The sequence below is a fragment of the Variovorax sp. PAMC26660 genome, assembly GCF_014302995.1.
In the GTDB taxonomy this organism is placed as follows: domain Bacteria; phylum Pseudomonadota; class Gammaproteobacteria; order Burkholderiales; family Burkholderiaceae_C; genus Variovorax.
The window spans coordinates 5,654,101-5,671,007 of sequence record NZ_CP060295.1; the positions used below are offsets into that span (position 1 = coordinate 5,654,101).

11 protein-coding genes and 1 pseudogene are annotated in these 16,907 nt (G+C 64.8%); 5 read left to right on the forward strand and 7 right to left on the reverse strand.

What is annotated here, in order from left to right; translation table 11 throughout:
* Nucleotides 1-18: 18 nt before the first annotated feature.
* From H7F35_RS26640 to H7F35_RS26655, 4 genes are all read right to left on the reverse strand, one after another.
* Nucleotides 19-2,076: a M3 family metallopeptidase gene (locus H7F35_RS26640; protein WP_187109541.1), complete on the reverse strand. Its 2,058-nt coding sequence runs from the start codon at nucleotides 2,074-2,076 to the stop codon at nucleotides 19-21.
* Nucleotides 2,077-2,081: 5 nt separating this feature from the next.
* Nucleotides 2,082-2,933, reverse strand: a complete 852-nt coding sequence (gene folD / locus H7F35_RS26645) for a bifunctional methylenetetrahydrofolate dehydrogenase/methenyltetrahydrofolate cyclohydrolase FolD (protein WP_187109542.1) — start codon at nucleotides 2,931-2,933, stop codon at nucleotides 2,082-2,084.
* Between the two features lie 75 nt (nucleotides 2,934-3,008).
* Nucleotides 3,009-3,641, reverse strand: coding sequence for a response regulator transcription factor (locus H7F35_RS26650; RefSeq protein WP_187109543.1), 633 nt, complete (start codon nucleotides 3,639-3,641; stop codon nucleotides 3,009-3,011).
* The gene (locus H7F35_RS26655) at nucleotides 3,638-6,178 is read right to left on the reverse strand and encodes a PAS domain S-box protein (protein ID WP_187109544.1); all 2,541 of its coding nucleotides are present in this window, start codon (nucleotides 6,176-6,178) and stop codon (nucleotides 3,638-3,640) included. The genes H7F35_RS26650 and H7F35_RS26655 overlap by 4 nt, the downstream gene beginning before the upstream one ends.
* A gap of 217 nt (nucleotides 6,179-6,395) precedes the next feature.
* Here H7F35_RS26655 and aceE point away from each other — a divergent pair, with 217 nt between their 5' ends.
* The 4 genes from aceE (at nucleotide 6,396) to lpdA (ending at nucleotide 13,288) form a co-directional block, all read left to right on the forward strand.
* Complete coding sequence (gene aceE / locus H7F35_RS26660; protein WP_187109545.1) at nucleotides 6,396-9,110, forward strand: pyruvate dehydrogenase (acetyl-transferring), homodimeric type; 2,715 nt, start codon at nucleotides 6,396-6,398, stop codon at nucleotides 9,108-9,110.
* Nucleotides 9,111-9,237: 127 nt separating this feature from the next.
* The gene (aceF, locus tag H7F35_RS26665) at nucleotides 9,238-10,881 is read left to right on the forward strand and encodes a dihydrolipoyllysine-residue acetyltransferase (protein ID WP_187109546.1); all 1,644 of its coding nucleotides are present in this window, start codon (nucleotides 9,238-9,240) and stop codon (nucleotides 10,879-10,881) included.
* Nucleotides 10,878-11,471 (forward strand): MFS transporter, encoded by a 594-nt coding sequence (locus H7F35_RS26670; protein ID WP_187109547.1) that lies wholly within the window; start codon nucleotides 10,878-10,880, stop codon nucleotides 11,469-11,471. Before aceF ends, H7F35_RS26670 begins: the two co-directional genes overlap by 4 nt.
* Entirely contained in the window at nucleotides 11,468-13,288 is a 1,821-nt protein-coding gene (gene lpdA, locus H7F35_RS26675; RefSeq protein WP_187109548.1) for a dihydrolipoyl dehydrogenase, read from the forward strand. Before H7F35_RS26670 ends, lpdA begins: the two co-directional genes overlap by 4 nt.
* Nucleotides 13,289-13,371: 83 nt before the next feature.
* On the opposite strand, the gene H7F35_RS26680 is transcribed toward lpdA, so the two are convergent.
* Nucleotides 13,372-13,947, reverse strand: a complete 576-nt coding sequence (locus tag H7F35_RS26680) for a C40 family peptidase (protein ID WP_187109549.1) — start codon at nucleotides 13,945-13,947, stop codon at nucleotides 13,372-13,374.
* A 292-nt stretch (nucleotides 13,948-14,239) separates the two neighbouring features.
* On the opposite strand from H7F35_RS26680, the pseudogene H7F35_RS26685 reads away from it, so the two are divergent.
* Nucleotides 14,240-14,338: pseudogene (locus H7F35_RS26685) on the forward strand (PQQ-dependent sugar dehydrogenase); the annotation flags it as partial.
* 27 nt (nucleotides 14,339-14,365) lie between these two features.
* Here the strand turns inward: H7F35_RS26685 and H7F35_RS26690 are convergent.
* Both H7F35_RS26690 and H7F35_RS26695 read right to left on the reverse strand, forming a co-directional pair.
* Nucleotides 14,366-15,160, reverse strand: a complete 795-nt coding sequence (locus H7F35_RS26690; RefSeq protein WP_187109550.1) for an alpha/beta hydrolase — start codon at nucleotides 15,158-15,160, stop codon at nucleotides 14,366-14,368.
* A 10-nt stretch (nucleotides 15,161-15,170) separates the two neighbouring features.
* Nucleotides 15,171-16,793 (reverse strand): 4-hydroxyphenylacetate 3-hydroxylase family protein, encoded by a 1,623-nt coding sequence (locus tag H7F35_RS26695; RefSeq protein ID WP_187109551.1) that lies wholly within the window; start codon nucleotides 16,791-16,793, stop codon nucleotides 15,171-15,173.
* Nucleotides 16,794-16,907 lie beyond the last annotated feature (114 nt).

Here is a 16,907-nt window from a genome sequence, read left to right on the forward strand (position 1 = left end):
GCAAGCTTCAGCGCCGCATCAAGCGGGCTGGGCCTGCGCCATGCCCTGGTGTCGCAGGAGCGCATCAAGCTGGGGCTCGCGGCCGCGGAAGGCCTTGAACGAATCCATGGCGCTGCGGCTACCGCCGGCTTCCAGGATGGCCTGGCGATACTTGCGGCCGGTCTCGATGTTCGGCTCGCCATCGGCGCCCACGGTTTCCTCGAAGGCCGCATAGGCGTCGGCGCTCAGCACCTCGGCCCACTTGTAGCTGTAGTAGCCGGCCGCGTAGCCGCCCGAGAAGATGTGGCTGAACGTATTCGGCGTGCGGCTGAAGGGCGGCGAGGGCATCACGGCCACTTCGGTGCGAACCTTGCCGAGCAGGGCCATCACGTCGCCCTGCTTGGCAGTGGCCGCGTGGTACTCGGTGTGCAGCAGCATGTCGAACAGCGAGAACTCGATCTGGCGCAGCGTCTGCAGGCCACTCTGGAAGTTCTTGGCGGCGGTCATCTTGTCGAACAGCGCGCGAGGCAGCGGCTCGCCGGAGTCGACGTGGGCCGTCATGTGCTTGAGCACATCCCACTCCCAGCAGAAGTTCTCCATGAACTGGCTCGGCAGCTCGACCGCATCCCACTCGACGCCGCTGATGCCCGAGACGTCGCGCTCGTTCACCTGCGTGAGCATGTGGTGCAGGCCGTGGCCGAACTCGTGGAAGAGGGTGGTCACGTCGTCGTGCGTGAGCAGCGGTGGCTTGCCGTCGACACCGCTGGCGAAGTTGCAGACCAGTTGCGCCACTGGCGTTTGCAGCACGCCGTTGTCGGGCCGCAGCCAGCGGGCGCGCACATCGTCCATCCAGGCGCCACCGCGCTTGGCGGCGCGAGCGGAGGGGTCGAGGTAGAACTGACCGACCTTCTGGCCGCCACGTTCGATGCGATAGAACTCGACGCTCGGATGCCACGTGGGCGCGTTGTCGCGGCGGATCGACACTTCGAACAGCGTCTCGACGATCTTGAACAGGCCGGCCATGACCTTCGGTGCGGGGAAGTACTGCTTCACCTCTTGCTCGCTGAAGGCGTAGCGCGCTTCCTTGAGCTTCTCGCCGATGTAGCTCCAGTCCCAGGGCTGCGGGTCGGTGATGCTCAATTGTTCGGAGGCAAAGGCGCGCAGGTCGGCCAGGTCGCGTTCGCCATAGGGCTTGGCTTTGGTCGCCAGATCGCGCAGGAACTTGACGACCTGCTCGGGCGACTCGGCCATCTTCGGCACGACCGACAGTTCGCCGAAATTCTTGTAGCCGAGCAGCTTGGCCTCTTCCTCGCGCAGCGCGAGGATCTCGGTGATGAGCGCGGTGTTGTCGAAGGCGGCATCGCCGAATTCGCTGGCACGCGTGACGTAGGCGCGGTAGAGCGTTTCGCGCAGTGCGCTGCTCCTGGCGAACTGCATCACAGGCAGGTAGCACGGCATCTTGAGCGTGAGCTTGTAGCCGTCCTTGCCTTCAGCGTCGGCGGCCGCGCGTGCGGCGCTCACCACGTCTTCAGGCACGCCTTCGAGTTCACCCAGCTTGGCGTAGTAGGCAAAGGCGTCGGTGGCGTCGAGCGCGTTCTCGCTGAACTTCTGGCTCAGCTCGGCCTGGCGTTCCTGGATGTCGGCGAAGCGCTTCTTGGCATCGCCCTGCAGTTCGGCGCCGCCCAGCACGAAGTTGCGCACCGCATTGCGGTGCGCCTGGTGCTGCTCGGCATTGAGGGTGGCGACGTCGATGGCCTTGTACTTGGCGTAGAGCCGCTCGTCGGAACCCAGGCTGGTCCAGAAAGCGGTCACGCGAGGCATCGCTTCGTTGTAGGCAGCGCGCAACTCGGGCGTGTCGGCCACTGCGTTGAGGTGGCCTACAGCGCTCCAGGCGCGGCCGAAGCGTTCGGACGCCACTTCGAGCACCTTGGAAATTGCATTCCAGTCGGCTGGAAACTCTGGCGCCGTGACGGTCTGCAGCGCGGTCTCGGCTTCGGCAAGCAGTACATCGACGGCGGGCGCGACGTGCTCCGGCTTGATGCGGTCGAACAGCGGGAGGTCGGTGAAGTCGAGGAGGGGGTTGTTCGTCATGGCCATGGAAATTACTTGGCGGCGCGTTCCGCGGCTTCAAGGGTGTTGACGAGCAGCATGGCGCGGGTCATGGGGCCGACGCCGCCCGGCACGGGCGTGATCCAGCTGGCCACTTCCTTCACGCCGTCGAAATCGACGTCGCCGGCCAGTTTGCCGTCCGCCTTGCGGTTCATGCCCACGTCGATGACGACCGCGCCGGGCTTCACCATGTCGGCGGTCAGCAGATTCAGCTTGCCCACGGCGGCCACGACCACGTCGGCCTGGCGCGTGATGGCGCCCAGGTCCTGCGTGGCGCTGTGGCAGATGGTCACGGTGGCGCTCTTGGCCAGCAGCATCATGGCCATCGGCTTGCCGACGATGTTGCTGCGGCCGATCACCACCGCATGCTTGCCGCGCAGGTCGTAGCCGATGGCTTCGAGCATCTTCATGCAGCCATGCGGTGTGCAGGGCCAGAAGCCGGGCGCGCCGGTCATCAGGGCGCCGGCACTGGCAACGTGGAAGCCGTCCACGTCCTTGGCGGGGGAAATCGTCTCGATGACCTTCTGGCTGTCCATGTGCTTGGGCAGCGGCAGTTGCACCAGGATGCCATGCGCTTTGGGATCGTCGTTGAGGGCGCGGATGCGGGCCAGCAGGTCGGCCTCGCTCAGGTCGGCGGGGTAGCGCTCCAGCGTGGCCTGCAGGCCGGTCTCGGTGCTGTCGTTGACCTTGTGCTTGGTGTAGACCTGGCTGGCCGGGTCGTCGCCCACGAGGATGATGGAGAGGGCCGGGTTCACGCCACTGGCCTTCAGCGCGGCGGTGCGGCCGGCAACCTCGGCGCGAATGGTTTTTGCGAGGGCGTTGCCGTCGATCAGTTGGGCGGTCATCGGTTTCGATTTTTCAAGTAAAAACGCCCGCTTGCGCAGGCGTGGGGACATCCATTGCTATCGGGCGGACAGCTTCTAGGCTTTGGCGACCGGTGCGGCCTGTCCGAGGGCGATTTTGAGCAGATCGGCCACCGTGTTGGCGTTGAGCTTTTCCATGATGTTGGCGCGGTGCGCCTCCACCGTCTTGATGCTGATGCCGAGGTCGTCGGCAATCTGCTTGTTCAGCCGGCCGGCGACGATGCGTTCGAGCACCTGAGCCTCGCGGCCAGTGAGCTTGGACAGCAGCGCGTCGCGGCTGGCCGACTGCTGGTGCTGGGTGAAGGCGCCGCGTGCATGTTCGAGCATGCGCTCGACCAGCGTGACGAGTTCTTCGTCGTTGAAGGGCTTCTGGATGAAATCCATCGCCCCCTTCTTCATGCTGTCGACCGCCATCGGCACGTCGCCGTGGCCGGTGATGACCACGATCGGCAGCGGGGAGCGCCTCTCGATCAGCCGATCCTGCAATTCGAGGCCGGTCATGCCGGCCATGCGGATGTCGACGATCAAACAGGCGACTTCGCGCGGGTCGTATCGGGAGAGAAAGGATTCGGCGGAATCGAAACAGCGGACTCTGTAGTCCTTGCCTTCGAGCAGCCATTGCAGCGAATCGCGTACGGCTTCGTCATCGTCGACGACGTAGACCGTGCCCTTCTTCGGAATCAAACTCATGCAGGTACCTTTGCCTCGTCGCTAGCTACGGAACTGATAGCGTCCAACACCGGAATCCAGAAGGAAAAACGGCATCCGATCACATCCGGGCCATTGTAGATGTTCTCCGCCTGCATCCGGCCGCGGTGCGACTCGACGATGGTTCGGCACAGATTCAGCCCAATGCCCATGCCTTCCGGCTTGGTGGAAAAGAAGGCTTCGTAGAGCCGGTCCATCACTTCCGGCGCCAGGCCCTTGCCTGTGTCCTGCACCGAAAACTCGATGGCATTGTGACCTTCGATAACCTTCGGCAACACACGGAGTTCGACGCTGCGGCGCGCCAGCGGCCGGTCGGCAATGTCGATGGATTCGGCCGCGTTCTTCAGCAGGTTGACCATCACCTGCTCGATGAGGATCGGGTCGACGCGCACCACCGGCAGCCGCGCGGCCACGTAGTGGTTCAGTCGCACATTGCGGCGGCGCAGTTCGATGCCCGCAAGTTCGACGGCCTCGCTCACCATGGTCGCAACATCGGCGGGCGTGCGATTGGGTTCGCTGCGCTTCACGAAGGAGCGGATGCGCTGGATGATCTGGCCCGCGCGCTGGGCCTGCTTCGACGTCTTTTCCAGCGCGGCGAGCAGCGCCTCGGTGTCGATCGTCTGGCCCTTGATGCGCGACATCATCCCGTTGCAGTAGTTGGTGATGGCGGTCAGCGGCTGGTTGAGCTCGTGCGCCACGCTCGACGCCATTTCACCCATGGTGATCAGGCGGCTGGCGGCTTGCGCGCGATCGGCTTGCGCCGCGGCCTGTTCCTCGGCATCGCGGCGCGGCGTGATGTCGGTGGCGATCACAAGTTGCGCCAGGCGGCCATCGACCCAGGTCAGGTAGCGCGAGCGCACTTCGAGCCACTTGCCCAGGTGCGGCACGAAGATTTCGTTGTTGGCGGTTTGCGCGGCGGTGAGCGTGTCGATCGGCAGGCCGGCGTAGGGGTCGACGTCGTCCAGGCCTTCGTCATGCGCGTTCGACGCCGGCACACCAGCTTGCGCCACCATGCCCAGGTGGCCCACGGTGTCAGAGCCGAACCACAGGCGATACAGCTTGTTGGCAAACAACAGTTCCTCGCTGCCGATGGGGGCGACCGACACGGCCGCGTCCAGCGCTTCGAGCACCGTGGTGAAGCGCTCGTACGACGCCGAGAGCTGCTCGCGGATGCGCGTGGGCTCGGTGATGTCGGTCATCGAGGTCATCCAGCCGGTCTGGTGGCCGCGCGCATCGATCAGCGGCGATACATAGAGACGGGCGTTGAACACGCTGCCGTTCTTGCGCTTCACGCGGACCTGGAAGCCGCCGGGCAGCGCGCGCCCGTGCAACTCTTCTTCGAGGCGCTCGTTCATCACCTCACGGTCGGATTCAAGCCAATAGGGGAAGGGCGGCGATTGCCCGACCAGTTCGGCTTCGCTCCATCCCGTCATCGCGCAGAAGGCGGCATTCACGTAGGTGATGCGGCCTTGCAGATCGAGCACGCGCATGCCGGTCAGCATGGAGTTTTCCATCGCGCGGCGGAAGTTGGTCTCGGCCACCAGCCGCTGCTGTGCCTGCAGTCGTCGTCGGGTGTGGCGCCAGGTGCCGATCAGCATCCAGCTCGTGAGAACGCTCAACGCGCAGACCAGCCAGAACAGGCCGTTGCCCACCACGCCCTGCGAGGTGCGGTAGGCCTGCGCCCGCAGCACCAGTGCATTGCCGACCGGGGACACCGGCACTTCGTATTCGTTGGTCCGTTCGGTCCAGGGCAGCAGGCGCGTGCCGCTGTCCTTCAAGTTGGCGGTGTTGCCGGCGATCACGTTGCCCTTGGCATCGAGCAGCGAGACGGCATAGCGTGCCTGCACCTCGGAGGGCATGCCGTAGCGCAGCAGGCCGTCGACCGAGAACTCGCCCAGCACCACGCCTGCGAACAGGCCTTGGTCGAACAGTGGGATGTGCAATTGCAGCATTGCCGGCGGATCGCCGCCGGCCACGGGTTGCGAGTACACAGGCTGGCGCAGCTCGCGCGCCAGGGCGTAGTTGCTTTCGATGTCGCCGGGGCGCAGCACGTCGCCGATCAGGTGCTGTTGGGCGGGGTGCACGCTGGGCGCCGCGTAACCGGCCTTGAAGCGGCGGCGGTCGTCGATCCAGGTGATCGTCTGCAATTCGGGGAACTGGCTGACCAGCGATTCGGCCCGGCTCGTGAATTCGATCGGGTCGATCTCGCGGTTGGAGGCATCGCGTGCGATGCGCATCAGTTGCTCTTGCCGCTCCAGCAAGCGCAGCCGCATGCGCTGCTGCGCGTACTCGACGTCGCGTCGCACCGACTCTTGCTCGCGCTCGACTTCCTCGGTGCGCAGATACCAGAAGGCCGAGACGATCGCAGCGAGAAAGAGAAGCACGGCCGCCATCGGCGCGAGCATGGCAACGGCGTCCTGCAGCACCGGCGTTTGCCGACGCCACCAGCGGCGCCACCAGGACAGCGGCGAGGCATTCACGGCACTGCGGGCCACGGCCAGCGGAGAGGAAAAGGGCATGGGCCGAGTTTAGGGGATGCCCCCTTGGGCGGGTCGAAAAGGCACGGTGACACTGATCGTGGCGCGGTTGCGTTCCGCGGCCTCCAGTATCTTTTAAATATCACATTAAGAAATCAACAGGCGCCATTTGAAATGCTGAGATTTCTATGCGAAACTCGCCCGCGTTTATTGCAGAGCGCACTAAATTACAGCCACAGCCCTAAAAGGAGAGACAAGCATGTCGGCAAATCCCGAGAACCTGTTCGGCTCGGCCGCAAACGATGCGGACGCCCAGGAGACCCGTGAATGGATGGATGCACTGACCTCCGTCATCCAGAGCGAGGGTCCGGAACGGGCCCACTTCCTTCTAGAGCAACTGCTCGAGCATGCGCGCCAGAACAGCGTCGACATGCCTTTCTCTGCCAACACCGGCTACGTCAACACCATCGAGCCCGGCATGGAGGCTCGCAGCCCCGGCAACCTCGAGATCGAACAGCGCCTGCGTGCCTACATGCGCTGGAACGCGATGGCAATGGTGGTCAAGGCCAACCGGATCCATCCACCCGAAGGTGGCGACCTGGGTGGCCACATCGGCTCCTTCGCCTCGCTGGCGAGCATGTTCGGTGCCGGCTTCAATCACTTCTGGCGCGCCGAGAGCGAAAATCATGGCGGCGACCTGCTCTACATCCAGGGCCACGTGTCGCCCGGCATTTATGCCCGCGCCTACCTCGAAGGCCGCCTGAGCGAAGAGCAACTGCTCAACTTCCGCCAGGAAGTCGACGGCAAGGGCCTGTCCAGCTACCCGCATCCGAAGCTGATGCCCGCGTTCTGGCAGTTCCCCACGGTGTCCATGGGCCTCGGCCCGCTGATGGCCATCTACCAGGCCCGCTTCCTCAAGTACCTGCATGCCCGCGGCATCGCCAACACCGAGAACCGCAAGGTGTGGGTGTTCTGCGGCGACGGTGAAATGGACGAGGTCGAATCGCTGGGCGCCATCGGCCTGGCGGCACGCGAGAACCTCGACAACCTGATCTTCGTCATCAACTGCAACCTGCAGCGCCTGGACGGCCCGGTGCGCGGCAACGGCAAGATCATCCAGGAGCTCGAAGGCGAGTTCCGCGGCGCCAACTGGAACGTCGTCAAGCTGATCTGGGGCAAGGGCTGGGACGCCCTGCTCGAGAAGGACCATGACGGCGCGCTGCGCAAGATCATGATGGAGTGCAACGACGGCGACTACCAGTCGTTCAAGGCCAACGACGGTGCCTACGTGCGCAAGAACTTCTTCGGCCGCGATCCGCGCACGCTGAAGATGGTCGAGCACATGACCGACGACGAGGTCTGGAGCCTGCAGCGCGGCGGCCATGACTCGCAGAAGGTGTACGCCGCCTTCCATGCCGCCCAGAACCACAAGGGCCAGCCCACGGTGCTGCTCGTCAAGACCGTCAAGGGCTTCGGCATGGGCAAGATCGGCGAGGGCAAGAACAACGTCCACCAGACGAAGAAGCTCAGCGACGAGGACATCATGGCCTTCCGCGACCGCTTCAACATCCCGATTCCGGACAGCAAGATCGCCGAGCTGCCGTTCTACAAGCCGGCCGACGACACCCCGGAAATGAAGTACCTGCATGAGCGCCGCAAGGCCCTCGGTGGCTACCTGCCGCACCGCCGCACCAAGGCCGACGAGGCGTTCACGGTGCCGTCGCTCGACATCTTCAAGTCGGTGATGGAGCCCACGGCCGAAGGCCGCGAGATCTCGACCACGCAAGCCTACGTGCGCTTCCTGACGCAGCTTCTGCGCGACAAGGCACTGGGCCCGCGCGTGGTGCCGATCCTCGTGGACGAGGCGCGCACCTTCGGCATGGAAGGCCTGTTCCGCCAGATCGGCATCTACAACCCGCACGGCCAGCAGTACACCCCGGTCGACAAAGACCAGGTCATGTACTACAGGGAAGACAAGGCCGGCCAGATCCTGCAGGAAGGCATCAACGAAGCCGGCGGCATGTCGAGCTGGATCGCAGCCGCCACGTCGTACAGCACGAACAACCGCATCATGGTGCCGTTCTACGTGTACTACTCGATGTTCGGTTTCCAACGCATCGGCGACCTGGCCTGGGCGGCCGGCGACATGCAGGCACGCGGCTTCCTGCTGGGCGGCACCTCGGGACGCACCACGCTCAACGGCGAAGGCTTGCAGCACGAAGACGGTCACAGCCACATCCTGGCCAACACCATCCCGAACTGCGTGAGCTACGACCCGACCTTCGCGCACGAAGTCGGCGTGATCCTGCACCACGGCCTCAAGCGCATGGTCGAGAAGCAGGACAACGTCTACTACTACCTGACGCTGCTCAACGAGAACTACGCGATGCCTGGCCTGCAGCCCGGCACCGAAGAGCAGATCATCAAGGGCATGTACCTGTCGAAGCAGGGCCCGGCGCTCAAGGCCAAGGCACCGACCGTGCAACTGCTGGGCAGCGGCACCATCCTGCGCGAGAGCTTCGCGGCGCAAGAGCTGCTCGAGAAGGACTGGGGCGTGTCGGCTTCCGTGTGGAGCTGCCCGAGCTTCAACGAGCTGACGCGTGACGGCCAGGACGCCGACCGCTGGAACCTGCTGCATCCGAGCGACGCGCCGCGCGTTCCGTTCGTGTCGCAACAGCTCTCGGGCAGCACCGGCCCGGTGGTCGCGTCGACCGACTACATGAAGGCCTATGCGGAGCAGATCCGCCCCTTCATCCCGAAGGGCCGTACCTACAAGGTGCTGGGCACCGACGGCTTCGGCCGCAGCGACTTCCGCAACAAGCTGCGCGAGCACTTTGAAATCAATCGTCACTACATCGTGGTGGCCGCACTCAAGGCGCTGAGCGAAGATGGCACCGTGCCGGTGGCCAAGGTGGTCGAAGCGATCAAGAAGTACGGCATCAATGTCGACAAGGTCAACCCTCTCTATGCCTGACCCTCTCAAGCAAATGTGGCTTTGCCACTTTGCTTGGCCCCCTCGGGGGGCGAGCCGGGCGCAGCCCGGCCCTGGGGGCTCAACAATCAACGAATGAAACGGCGCCTCACGGCGGGAGACAAACGATATGGCAGCAGTGGAAGTCAAGGTGCCGGACATCGGCGATTTCGATGAAGTCGCGGTGATCGAGGTGCTGGTGAAGGTGGGCGATACGGTCAAGGCCGAGCAGTCGCTCATCACCGTGGAATCGGACAAGGCGTCGATGGAAATTCCGTCGTCGACCGCCGGTGTGGTCAAGGAAATCAAGGTCGAGATCGGTGGCAAGGTGAAGCAGGGTTCGGTGGTGCTGGTGCTCGAGGCGGAGGGCGCGGCTGCTTCGGCTCCGTCTCCTGCATCGCCCCCTGCTGCTGCGGCACCCGCGGCGGCAGCACCCGCACCCGTCGCTGCAGCGCCAGCGGCCGCGCCGGCCGCTTCGGGCCCGGTCGAGATCAAGGTGCCGGACATCGGCGATTTCAAGGACGTGGCCGTCATCGAGCTGCTCGTGAAGGTCGGCGACACCGTCGCGGCCGAGCAATCGCTGATCACGGTGGAGTCGGACAAGGCCTCGATGGAAATCCCGTCGTCGGCCGCGGGCGTGCTCAAGGAACTCAAGGTCAAGGTCGGCGATACGGTGAATATCGGTGACCTGATCGCGGTGCTCGAAGGCGTTGCGGCTGCCGCAGCGCCTGCGCCGGCACAAGCCGCAGCGGCCGCGACGGCCTGCGCCCCTGCGCCCGCTGCCTCGCCGGCACCGGCCGCAGCCGCCCCGCACGAACCCACCGCGGCGCCGACCGGCAGCCTGCCGCACGCGTCGCCTTCGGTGCGCAAGTTCGCGCGCGAACTCGGCGTGCCGCTCGAAGAAATCAAGGGCTCGGGCCCCAAGGGCCGCATCACGCAAGAAGACGTCCAGGGTTTCACCAAGGCTGTGATGAGCGGCCAGGTCAGCACCAAGGCCTCGGCGGCCAAGGCGCCGGCCGGTGGTGGCGCAGACGGCGCCGCGCTGGGCCTCATCCCATGGCCCAAGGTCGACTTCACGAAGTTCGGCGCGGTCGAGCGCAAGGACCTGTCGCGCATCAAGAAGCTCAGCGGCGCCAACCTGCACCGCAACTGGGTGATGATTCCGCACGTCACCAACAACGACGAAGCCGACATCACCGAGCTCGAAGCCTTCCGCGTCTCCACCAACAAGGAGAACGAGAAGTCGGGCATCAAGGTCACGATGCTGGCCTTCGTCATCAAGGCGGTGGTCGCGGCGCTGAAGAAATTCCCCGAGTTCAACACCAGCCTGGACGGCGACCAGCTCGTCTACAAGCAGTACTACAACGTCGGCTTCGCCGCCGACACGCCCAACGGGCTCGTGGTGCCGGTGCTGAAAGATGCCGACAAGAAGGGCATCCTGCAGATCAGCGCCGAGATGGGCGAACTCGCCAAGAAGGCGCGCGACGGCAAGCTCGGCTCGGCCGACATGCAGGGCGGCTGCTTCTCGATCAGCTCGCTCGGCGGCATCGGCGGCACGCACTTCACGCCCATCATCAACGCCCCCGAAGTGGCCATCCTTGGCCTCTCCAAGGGCCAGATGAAGCCGGTGTGGGACGGCAAGCAGTTCGTGCCGCGCCTGACGCTGCCGCTGTCGCTGTCGTATGACCACCGCGTGATCGACGGCGCCCTGGCAGCGCGTTTCAACGCCTACCTGGGCCAGGTGCTCGCGGACTACCGTCGAATTCTTCTATGACCACGGTAGTGGCCGTCCGCAAAGGCGGCCAGGTCACGATGGCAGCCGATTCTCTGGTGACCTTCGGCGACACGCGCTTGTCGCACAAGGCCGAAGCAAACCAGAAGATCTTCACCGTCGAGGACGCGGCGGGCACCAGCCTGTTCGCGATGGCCGGCGCCGCCGCGCACTTCCTGGTGCTGCAGCACGCGCTGGCCGCGCAGGAGCGCGAGAAACTGCTGTTCGGCAGCAAGCACGAGATCTTCCGCACCTTCACGATGCTGCATCCGGTGCTGAAGGACTCGTTCTTCATGCAGACCAAGGAAGATGAGCACGAGCCCTACGAGTCGAGCCAGTTCACGATGCTGATGGCCAACCAGAGCGGCATCTACGGCATCTACAGCTACCGCGAGGTGTTCGAGTTCAAGCAGTTCTGGTCCATCGGCTCCGGACGCAGCTTTGCGCTCGGCGCCATGCACGCGGCTTATGACATCAAGTCGCGCAGCTCGCGCGACGTGGCGGAGGCGGGGATCGCCGCCGCCTGCGAATTCGATCGCAATTCGGCCCCACCGGTCGACGTTCTCACACTCAAACTGAAAGTGTCCAAATGAGCGAACAACAAATCAAGGTGCCCGACATCGGCGACTTCGACGAAGTCGCGGTGATCGAGGTGCTGGTCAATGTCGGCGATACGGTCAAGGCCGAGCAGTCGCTGATCACGGTCGAATCGGACAAGGCCTCGATGGAAATTCCGTCGTCGGCGGCTGGCGTGGTGAAGGGGCTGGCGGTCAAGGTGGGCGACAAGGTCAAGCAAGGCTCCGTGGTGCTGACGCTGGAAGTCGATGGGGCCGCCGCGCCTGCACCGGCGGCAGCCGCGCCCGTAGCGGCAACTGCGCCCGCTCCCAAGGCCGCTCCCGCGCCGGCACCGGCTGCCGCACCCGTGGCGTCCACCTACGGCGGCAAGGTCGATGTCGAGTGCGACGTGATCGTGATCGGCGCCGGCCCTGGCGGCTACTCGGCCGCCTTCCGTGCGGCAGACCTCGGCCTGAAGGTCGTGCTGATCGAACGCTACGCCACGCTCGGCGGCGTGTGCCTGAACGTCGGCTGCATCCCCTCGAAGGCGTTGCTGCACGTGGCCTCCGTCATGGACGAGGTCAAGCACTTCGCCGACCTCGGTGTGAGCTTCGCCGCGCCCACGGTCGATCGCGCCAAGCTGCTCGGCCACAAGAACAAGGTGGTGGGCAAGCTCACCGGCGGCCTCACTGCCATGGCCAAGATGCGCAAGGTGACGGTGCTGCGCGGCGTGGGCAACTTCATCGATCCGTACCACATGGAAGTCGAAGAGACCTCGGGCACGAGCTGGGACACCACGGGCAAGAAGCAGATCGTCAAGTTCCGCAACGCCATCATCGCGGCCGGCTCGCAGGCCGTGAGCCTGCCCTTCATGCCGAAGGACCCGCGCGTGGTCGACTCCACCGGCGCGCTCGAGATGGGCACCGACCCCAAGCGCATGCTGATCCTGGGCGGCGGCATCATCGGGCTCGAAATGGGCACGGTGTACTCCACGCTGGGCGCGCGCCTGGACGTGGTCGAAATGCTCGACGGCCTGATGCAGGGCGCCGACCGCGACCTCGTCAAGGTCTGGCAGAAGATGAATGCGCCGCGCTTCGACAACATCATGTTGAAGACCAAGACGGTCGGCGCCGAAGCCACGAAGGAGGGCATCAAGGTCACCTTCGAGGGCGAGAACGCTCCGAAGGAGCCACAGGTGTATGACCTCGTGCTGCAGGCCGTGGGCCGCAGCCCGAACGGCAAGAAGATCGGCGCCGAGAAGGCCGGCGTTACGGTCAGCGACCGCGGCTTCATTCCGGTCGACATCCAGATGCGCACGAACGTGCCCCACATCTTCGCCATCGGCGACATCGTGGGTCAGCCCATGCTGGCCCACAAGGCGGTGCACGAGGCGCATGTGGCAGCCGAGGTGATCGCTGGCGAGCAGAAGGGCGACAAGGAGCTGTCCAGCGCCGCGTTCAACGCCCGCGTGATCCCCAGCGTGGCCTACACCGACCCCGAGGTGGCGTGGGTCGGCCTCACGGAAGACCAGGCCAAGGCCGAAGGCATCAAGATCAAGAAGGGCCACTTCCCGTGGACCGCTTCAGGCCGTGCCATCGCCAACGGTCGCGACGAAGGCTTCACCAAGCTGCTGTTCGACGCCGAGACGCACCGCATCCTCGGCGGCGGCATCGTCGGCACGCATGCCGGCGACATGATCGGCGAGATCGCATTGGCCATCGAAATGGGCGCGGACGAGATCGACATCGGCAAGACGATCCACCCGCATCCGACGCTGGGCGAGAGCATCGGCATGGCTGCGGAAGTGGCGCATGGGACCTGTACCGACTTGCCGCCGGTCAAGAAAGCCGCCTGATCGGCAAAGGGGGTTGCTCGCTTGTCGAGCGCCCACAAAAAATCCCGCCGCGGCGGGATTTTTTTCGTCTGGGCTTGAAGTGCTCAGTTGCCGGTGTTGGCGATGGCCGCAGCCTTGACTTCGTCCGTTGGGCCGCTGAGCACGCGGCGCGCGCCGTCGAAGCGGCGCTGCCAGTAGCTGCCGTTCATGTCTTCCACGCGAACCTGGGCGCCCGAGCGGGGCGAGTGGATGAACTTGCCTTCACCGACATAGATGCCGACATGGCTGAAGGCGCGGCGCATGGTGTTGAAGAACACGAGGTCACCAGGCTTGAGCTGGCTGCGATCGATCTTTTCGGTGGCGGCGGCCTGCTCTTCGGCGCGGCGCGGGAGCATGTGGCCCACCGTCTGGTTGTACATGGCGCGAACGAAGCCGCTGCAGTCGAAGCCGGCTTCCGCCGAATTGCCGCCGCGGCGATAGGGGACTCCGAGGAAGCCGATGGCTGTGACCACCAGATCGGAGGTTCGTTCTGCGACGGTTTGACGGACCTGCTGGAGTTGCCCGACGAGACCCTTCTCGGCAAGCACGCGGGCCATATCGTCATCTGATCGGTCCTGTTGAGGAGCTGCATGGACAGCGACGGCAAACAGGAGGGACGCGGGTAGGACGAAAAAACGCATGGCGCGTAGGATATTGATGACGCGCGGTTATGTCAATTTAAACTGAATTAGCGATTGCATATGTAAGTCATTGATTTACTTGAGGATTCTGAATCGCGCGGAAGAAAAGATGTAACGGTGAACGTTTATGGCCCATAAGTGATTGGCGCCGAATGGGCCTTCCGGGCTTGGGTGAGCTGGCGATTGCTCTGGATTCGGTCGCTATATCCGGCCAAGATCGCGTCAATTGCCCGGAAAATTCATGAACTTGCAGATCCAGGCCTCTTCTGGAGCTACGGACATCGCAACGGCCGGGGTGCGCATCCGTGATGTGAAGCAGGGCCTCGATGAGCTGCTCTATGTGCTCACCGATGAGGCGGACGGCAAGCTGCTGTGCCTGCGGCCGAACTGAGCCGGCGGTTTTCTTCTTCTTCTTTCCTCAGGCGGGGCAGCTCTGCAGCGGCAGCGTCGGGAGCATGCGGCGCCACAGGCGCTTCCATTCCGGCCAGTCGTGGCCGCCTTCGGTCGTGAAGACGCGCTCCGCAGGCAGTGCTGCGGCCAGCAGCCGGTGGCTGAAGGCAAAGCGGTCGTCGACGCCGTAGCCTAGGTAAAGCGGCGGCCGGGCGGCGGCCGTCTGCGTGAAGCCTACATAGCCGCGCAGCCATTGCCACAACTGTGTTTCGTTCGGTGTGCGTGGAACGCCCTCCGCTGGATCGACCAGTGGGCCTTTCCATTGGGCGAGGCCGCCCGCATTGGCGATGTCGGTGCTTTGCGCGCGTTCGCCGAGGTAGGGGGCGAGCGTCACCAGTCCCGCAAGTTCGCCGGGGTGCGTCTGCGCGTAGAGCAGTCCGCCGAAGCCGCCGACGGAAATGCCGACGATCCAGATCTTGCGATAGCCCTGGCTGCGCGCCGGCGCCATGACGTCCGCGCTCAGGCGCTCGAGGATGGTCTTGTCGTTGTAGTAGCCGAGGTGGGCGTCGACCAGCATCACGTCTGCCGCGACCCGGTTGTCGCGCAGGGCCTCGACGAAGCCTTCGCGCTTGAATTCCTCGGGGGTCGAATACGCGCCGGGCAGCATCACCAGCAGCGTGTCGACTTTGTTCGTGCAACTGCTTTTCTCGAAACTGGTCGCCATCGGCACGGTGGTCTTGCGCACGCCGCCGCAGCCCACGGCGAGCCATGCGGCGCCAAGACCCAGCACGACAAGGCCAAGCCGTTTCGAGAAGATCTTCATTCGACGCAGTTTAGGTGCGCAGCGATGCCGGCAGGTCGACCATCACCGGCTGCCCGGGTGTCGTGCAGCCGGTGTCGCAGCACTTGCCGGGTTGTCGGTTTTTCGTGATGGCACGTGCCGGGTCGTGCGGCGCTGCGGCGGGCGAGCCATCGGCCGCGATGCCGCGCTCGAGGATGCGTTCGACCAGCTCGACCTTGGAGCCGACCGGGTAGTTGCGCCAGATCTCCTGTTTCATCGCCGCAGGCGAGCCGCCGCCGTGCAGGCTGATCACGCTGTACCAGCCGCCCTGGTAGCCGGCCGTCAGGTCTTCGATGAAGCGGGCGGTCTCGATGCGCTGCTCGTAGGGGATGGCCGGGTTGGCACGCAGCACATCCGACAGGCGGGCGGCGGTCTCGGGGTTGTGGTCTTCGTCGGGGCCGGGCAGGGTGACGATCAGGCCGCCGCTCACGTAGTGGGCGATGCGGTGCATGTCGTAGATCCTGGTGGCCAGCAGCAGCTTGCCGATGTTGCTGAACACCGGGTCGGGCATGAAGACCTCGCACTGTTCGTCGGCCTTGCCATAGACGCTGGCCGCTACGCCGCAGGCGAAGAAGCTCTCGGTGATGGTGATCAGCTCGACCATCTGCTCGCGCAGGTGGCTTTCCTTGCCCGGGTCGAAGCCGTTGGCCTCGCACATCAGCGCGCCGGCGCCGATCAGCAGGTCGCCGAAGCCGGCGCGGGCGCCGATGCAACTGTGGCGGTGGTGGGTGGCGTAGCTGTAGGTCAGGTGGCCCGAGTGTTCCCATTCGCCGGCATAGAACACGCGCTCCCATGGCACGAAGACCCGGTCGAACATGCACACGCCGGTGCTCTGGCCGTATTTGCGGCTGAACAAGGCGTCGCCGTGTTCGAACTTTTCACCGGGGCGACCGGCCGGACGCGCGACGATGGTGAGGCCGGGCGCGTCCAACGGCACCGCGCAGCAGACGGCAAAGTCGGCGTCTTCCTTGCCCATGTTGCGGCAGGGCATGACCAGCAGTTCGTGCACGTAGGGCGCCCCGGTCACGATGGCTTTGGTGCCCGAGATCACGATGCCGTGCGCGTTGCGCTCGACCACGTGCAGGTAGCTGTCGACGTTCGCCTGCTCGTGCGGCCGCCGGCTGCGGTCGCCCTTGGCGTCGGTCATGGCGACGCCGAGGGTCAGGTCTTCGTCCTGGATGCGGTGCAGGTAGTCGTGGAAACGGGCGGTGTGCTCGGTGCTGCCGCGTGCATCGTCGATGCGGGCCGACACCTGGGCGATGGCGTTGAGCGCGTCGTGCGTCAGGTAGCGCTGGGCGCAGCCGGTTTCCTGGCAGACCAGCCGCACGGCTTCCAGCTTGTTGAGCAGGTCGCCGGAGCTGGTGTTGATGTGCGAGAGCCGGTTCACTCGCTTGCCGCTGGTGTGCTGCACGGCGGTCATCAGCGGCTCGTATTCCTTCCTGAGCGCGTAGTCGTAGGTGAGGGCGATGGCATTGATGCCGGGCTGGAAGGCGGCTTCGTCGGCCACGCTGTCGACGCGGCGGCCATCCACGAACACGGTAGGGCGATAGCGGCGCAGCGACTCGCGGTAGTCGGTACCGGACATCAGGGTGGCGGTGGGGAGGGGGGCGTTCATCGTGTTGTCTCCGGTGAATTCGCTTTTTTTGGGATATCTCGATCAATTATTTGAACATTGTTCAATTTTTCAATCAATGTGAAAAATAGTGAACCGGCGACCGAGCCGCAGCTA

What these genes read in the sequence shown, in the direction of transcription:
- H7F35_RS26640 (WP_187109541.1), bottom strand. Translation starts at nt 2,076, where the DNA reads ATGGCCATGACGAACAACCCCCTCCTCGACTTCACCGACCTCCCGCTG.
- folD (WP_187109542.1), bottom strand. Translation starts at nt 2,933, where the DNA reads ATGACCGCCCAACTGATCGACGGCAACGCCCTCGCAAAAACCATTCGC.
- H7F35_RS26650 (WP_187109543.1), bottom strand. Translation starts at nt 3,641, where the DNA reads ATGAGTTTGATTCCGAAGAAGGGCACGGTCTACGTCGTCGACGATGAC.
- H7F35_RS26655 (WP_187109544.1), bottom strand. Translation starts at nt 6,178, where the DNA reads ATGCCCTTTTCCTCTCCGCTGGCCGTGGCCCGCAGTGCCGTGAATGCC.
- aceE (WP_187109545.1), top strand. Translation starts at nt 6,396, where the DNA reads ATGTCGGCAAATCCCGAGAACCTGTTCGGCTCGGCCGCAAACGATGCG.
- aceF (WP_187109546.1), top strand. Translation starts at nt 9,238, where the DNA reads ATGGCAGCAGTGGAAGTCAAGGTGCCGGACATCGGCGATTTCGATGAA.
- H7F35_RS26670 (WP_187109547.1), top strand. Translation starts at nt 10,878, where the DNA reads ATGACCACGGTAGTGGCCGTCCGCAAAGGCGGCCAGGTCACGATGGCA.
- lpdA (WP_187109548.1), top strand. Translation starts at nt 11,468, where the DNA reads ATGAGCGAACAACAAATCAAGGTGCCCGACATCGGCGACTTCGACGAA.
- H7F35_RS26680 (WP_187109549.1), bottom strand. Translation starts at nt 13,947, where the DNA reads ATGCGTTTTTTCGTCCTACCCGCGTCCCTCCTGTTTGCCGTCGCTGTC.
- H7F35_RS26690 (WP_187109550.1), bottom strand. Translation starts at nt 15,160, where the DNA reads ATGAAGATCTTCTCGAAACGGCTTGGCCTTGTCGTGCTGGGTCTTGGC.
- H7F35_RS26695 (WP_187109551.1), bottom strand. Translation starts at nt 16,793, where the DNA reads ATGAACGCCCCCCTCCCCACCGCCACCCTGATGTCCGGTACCGACTAC.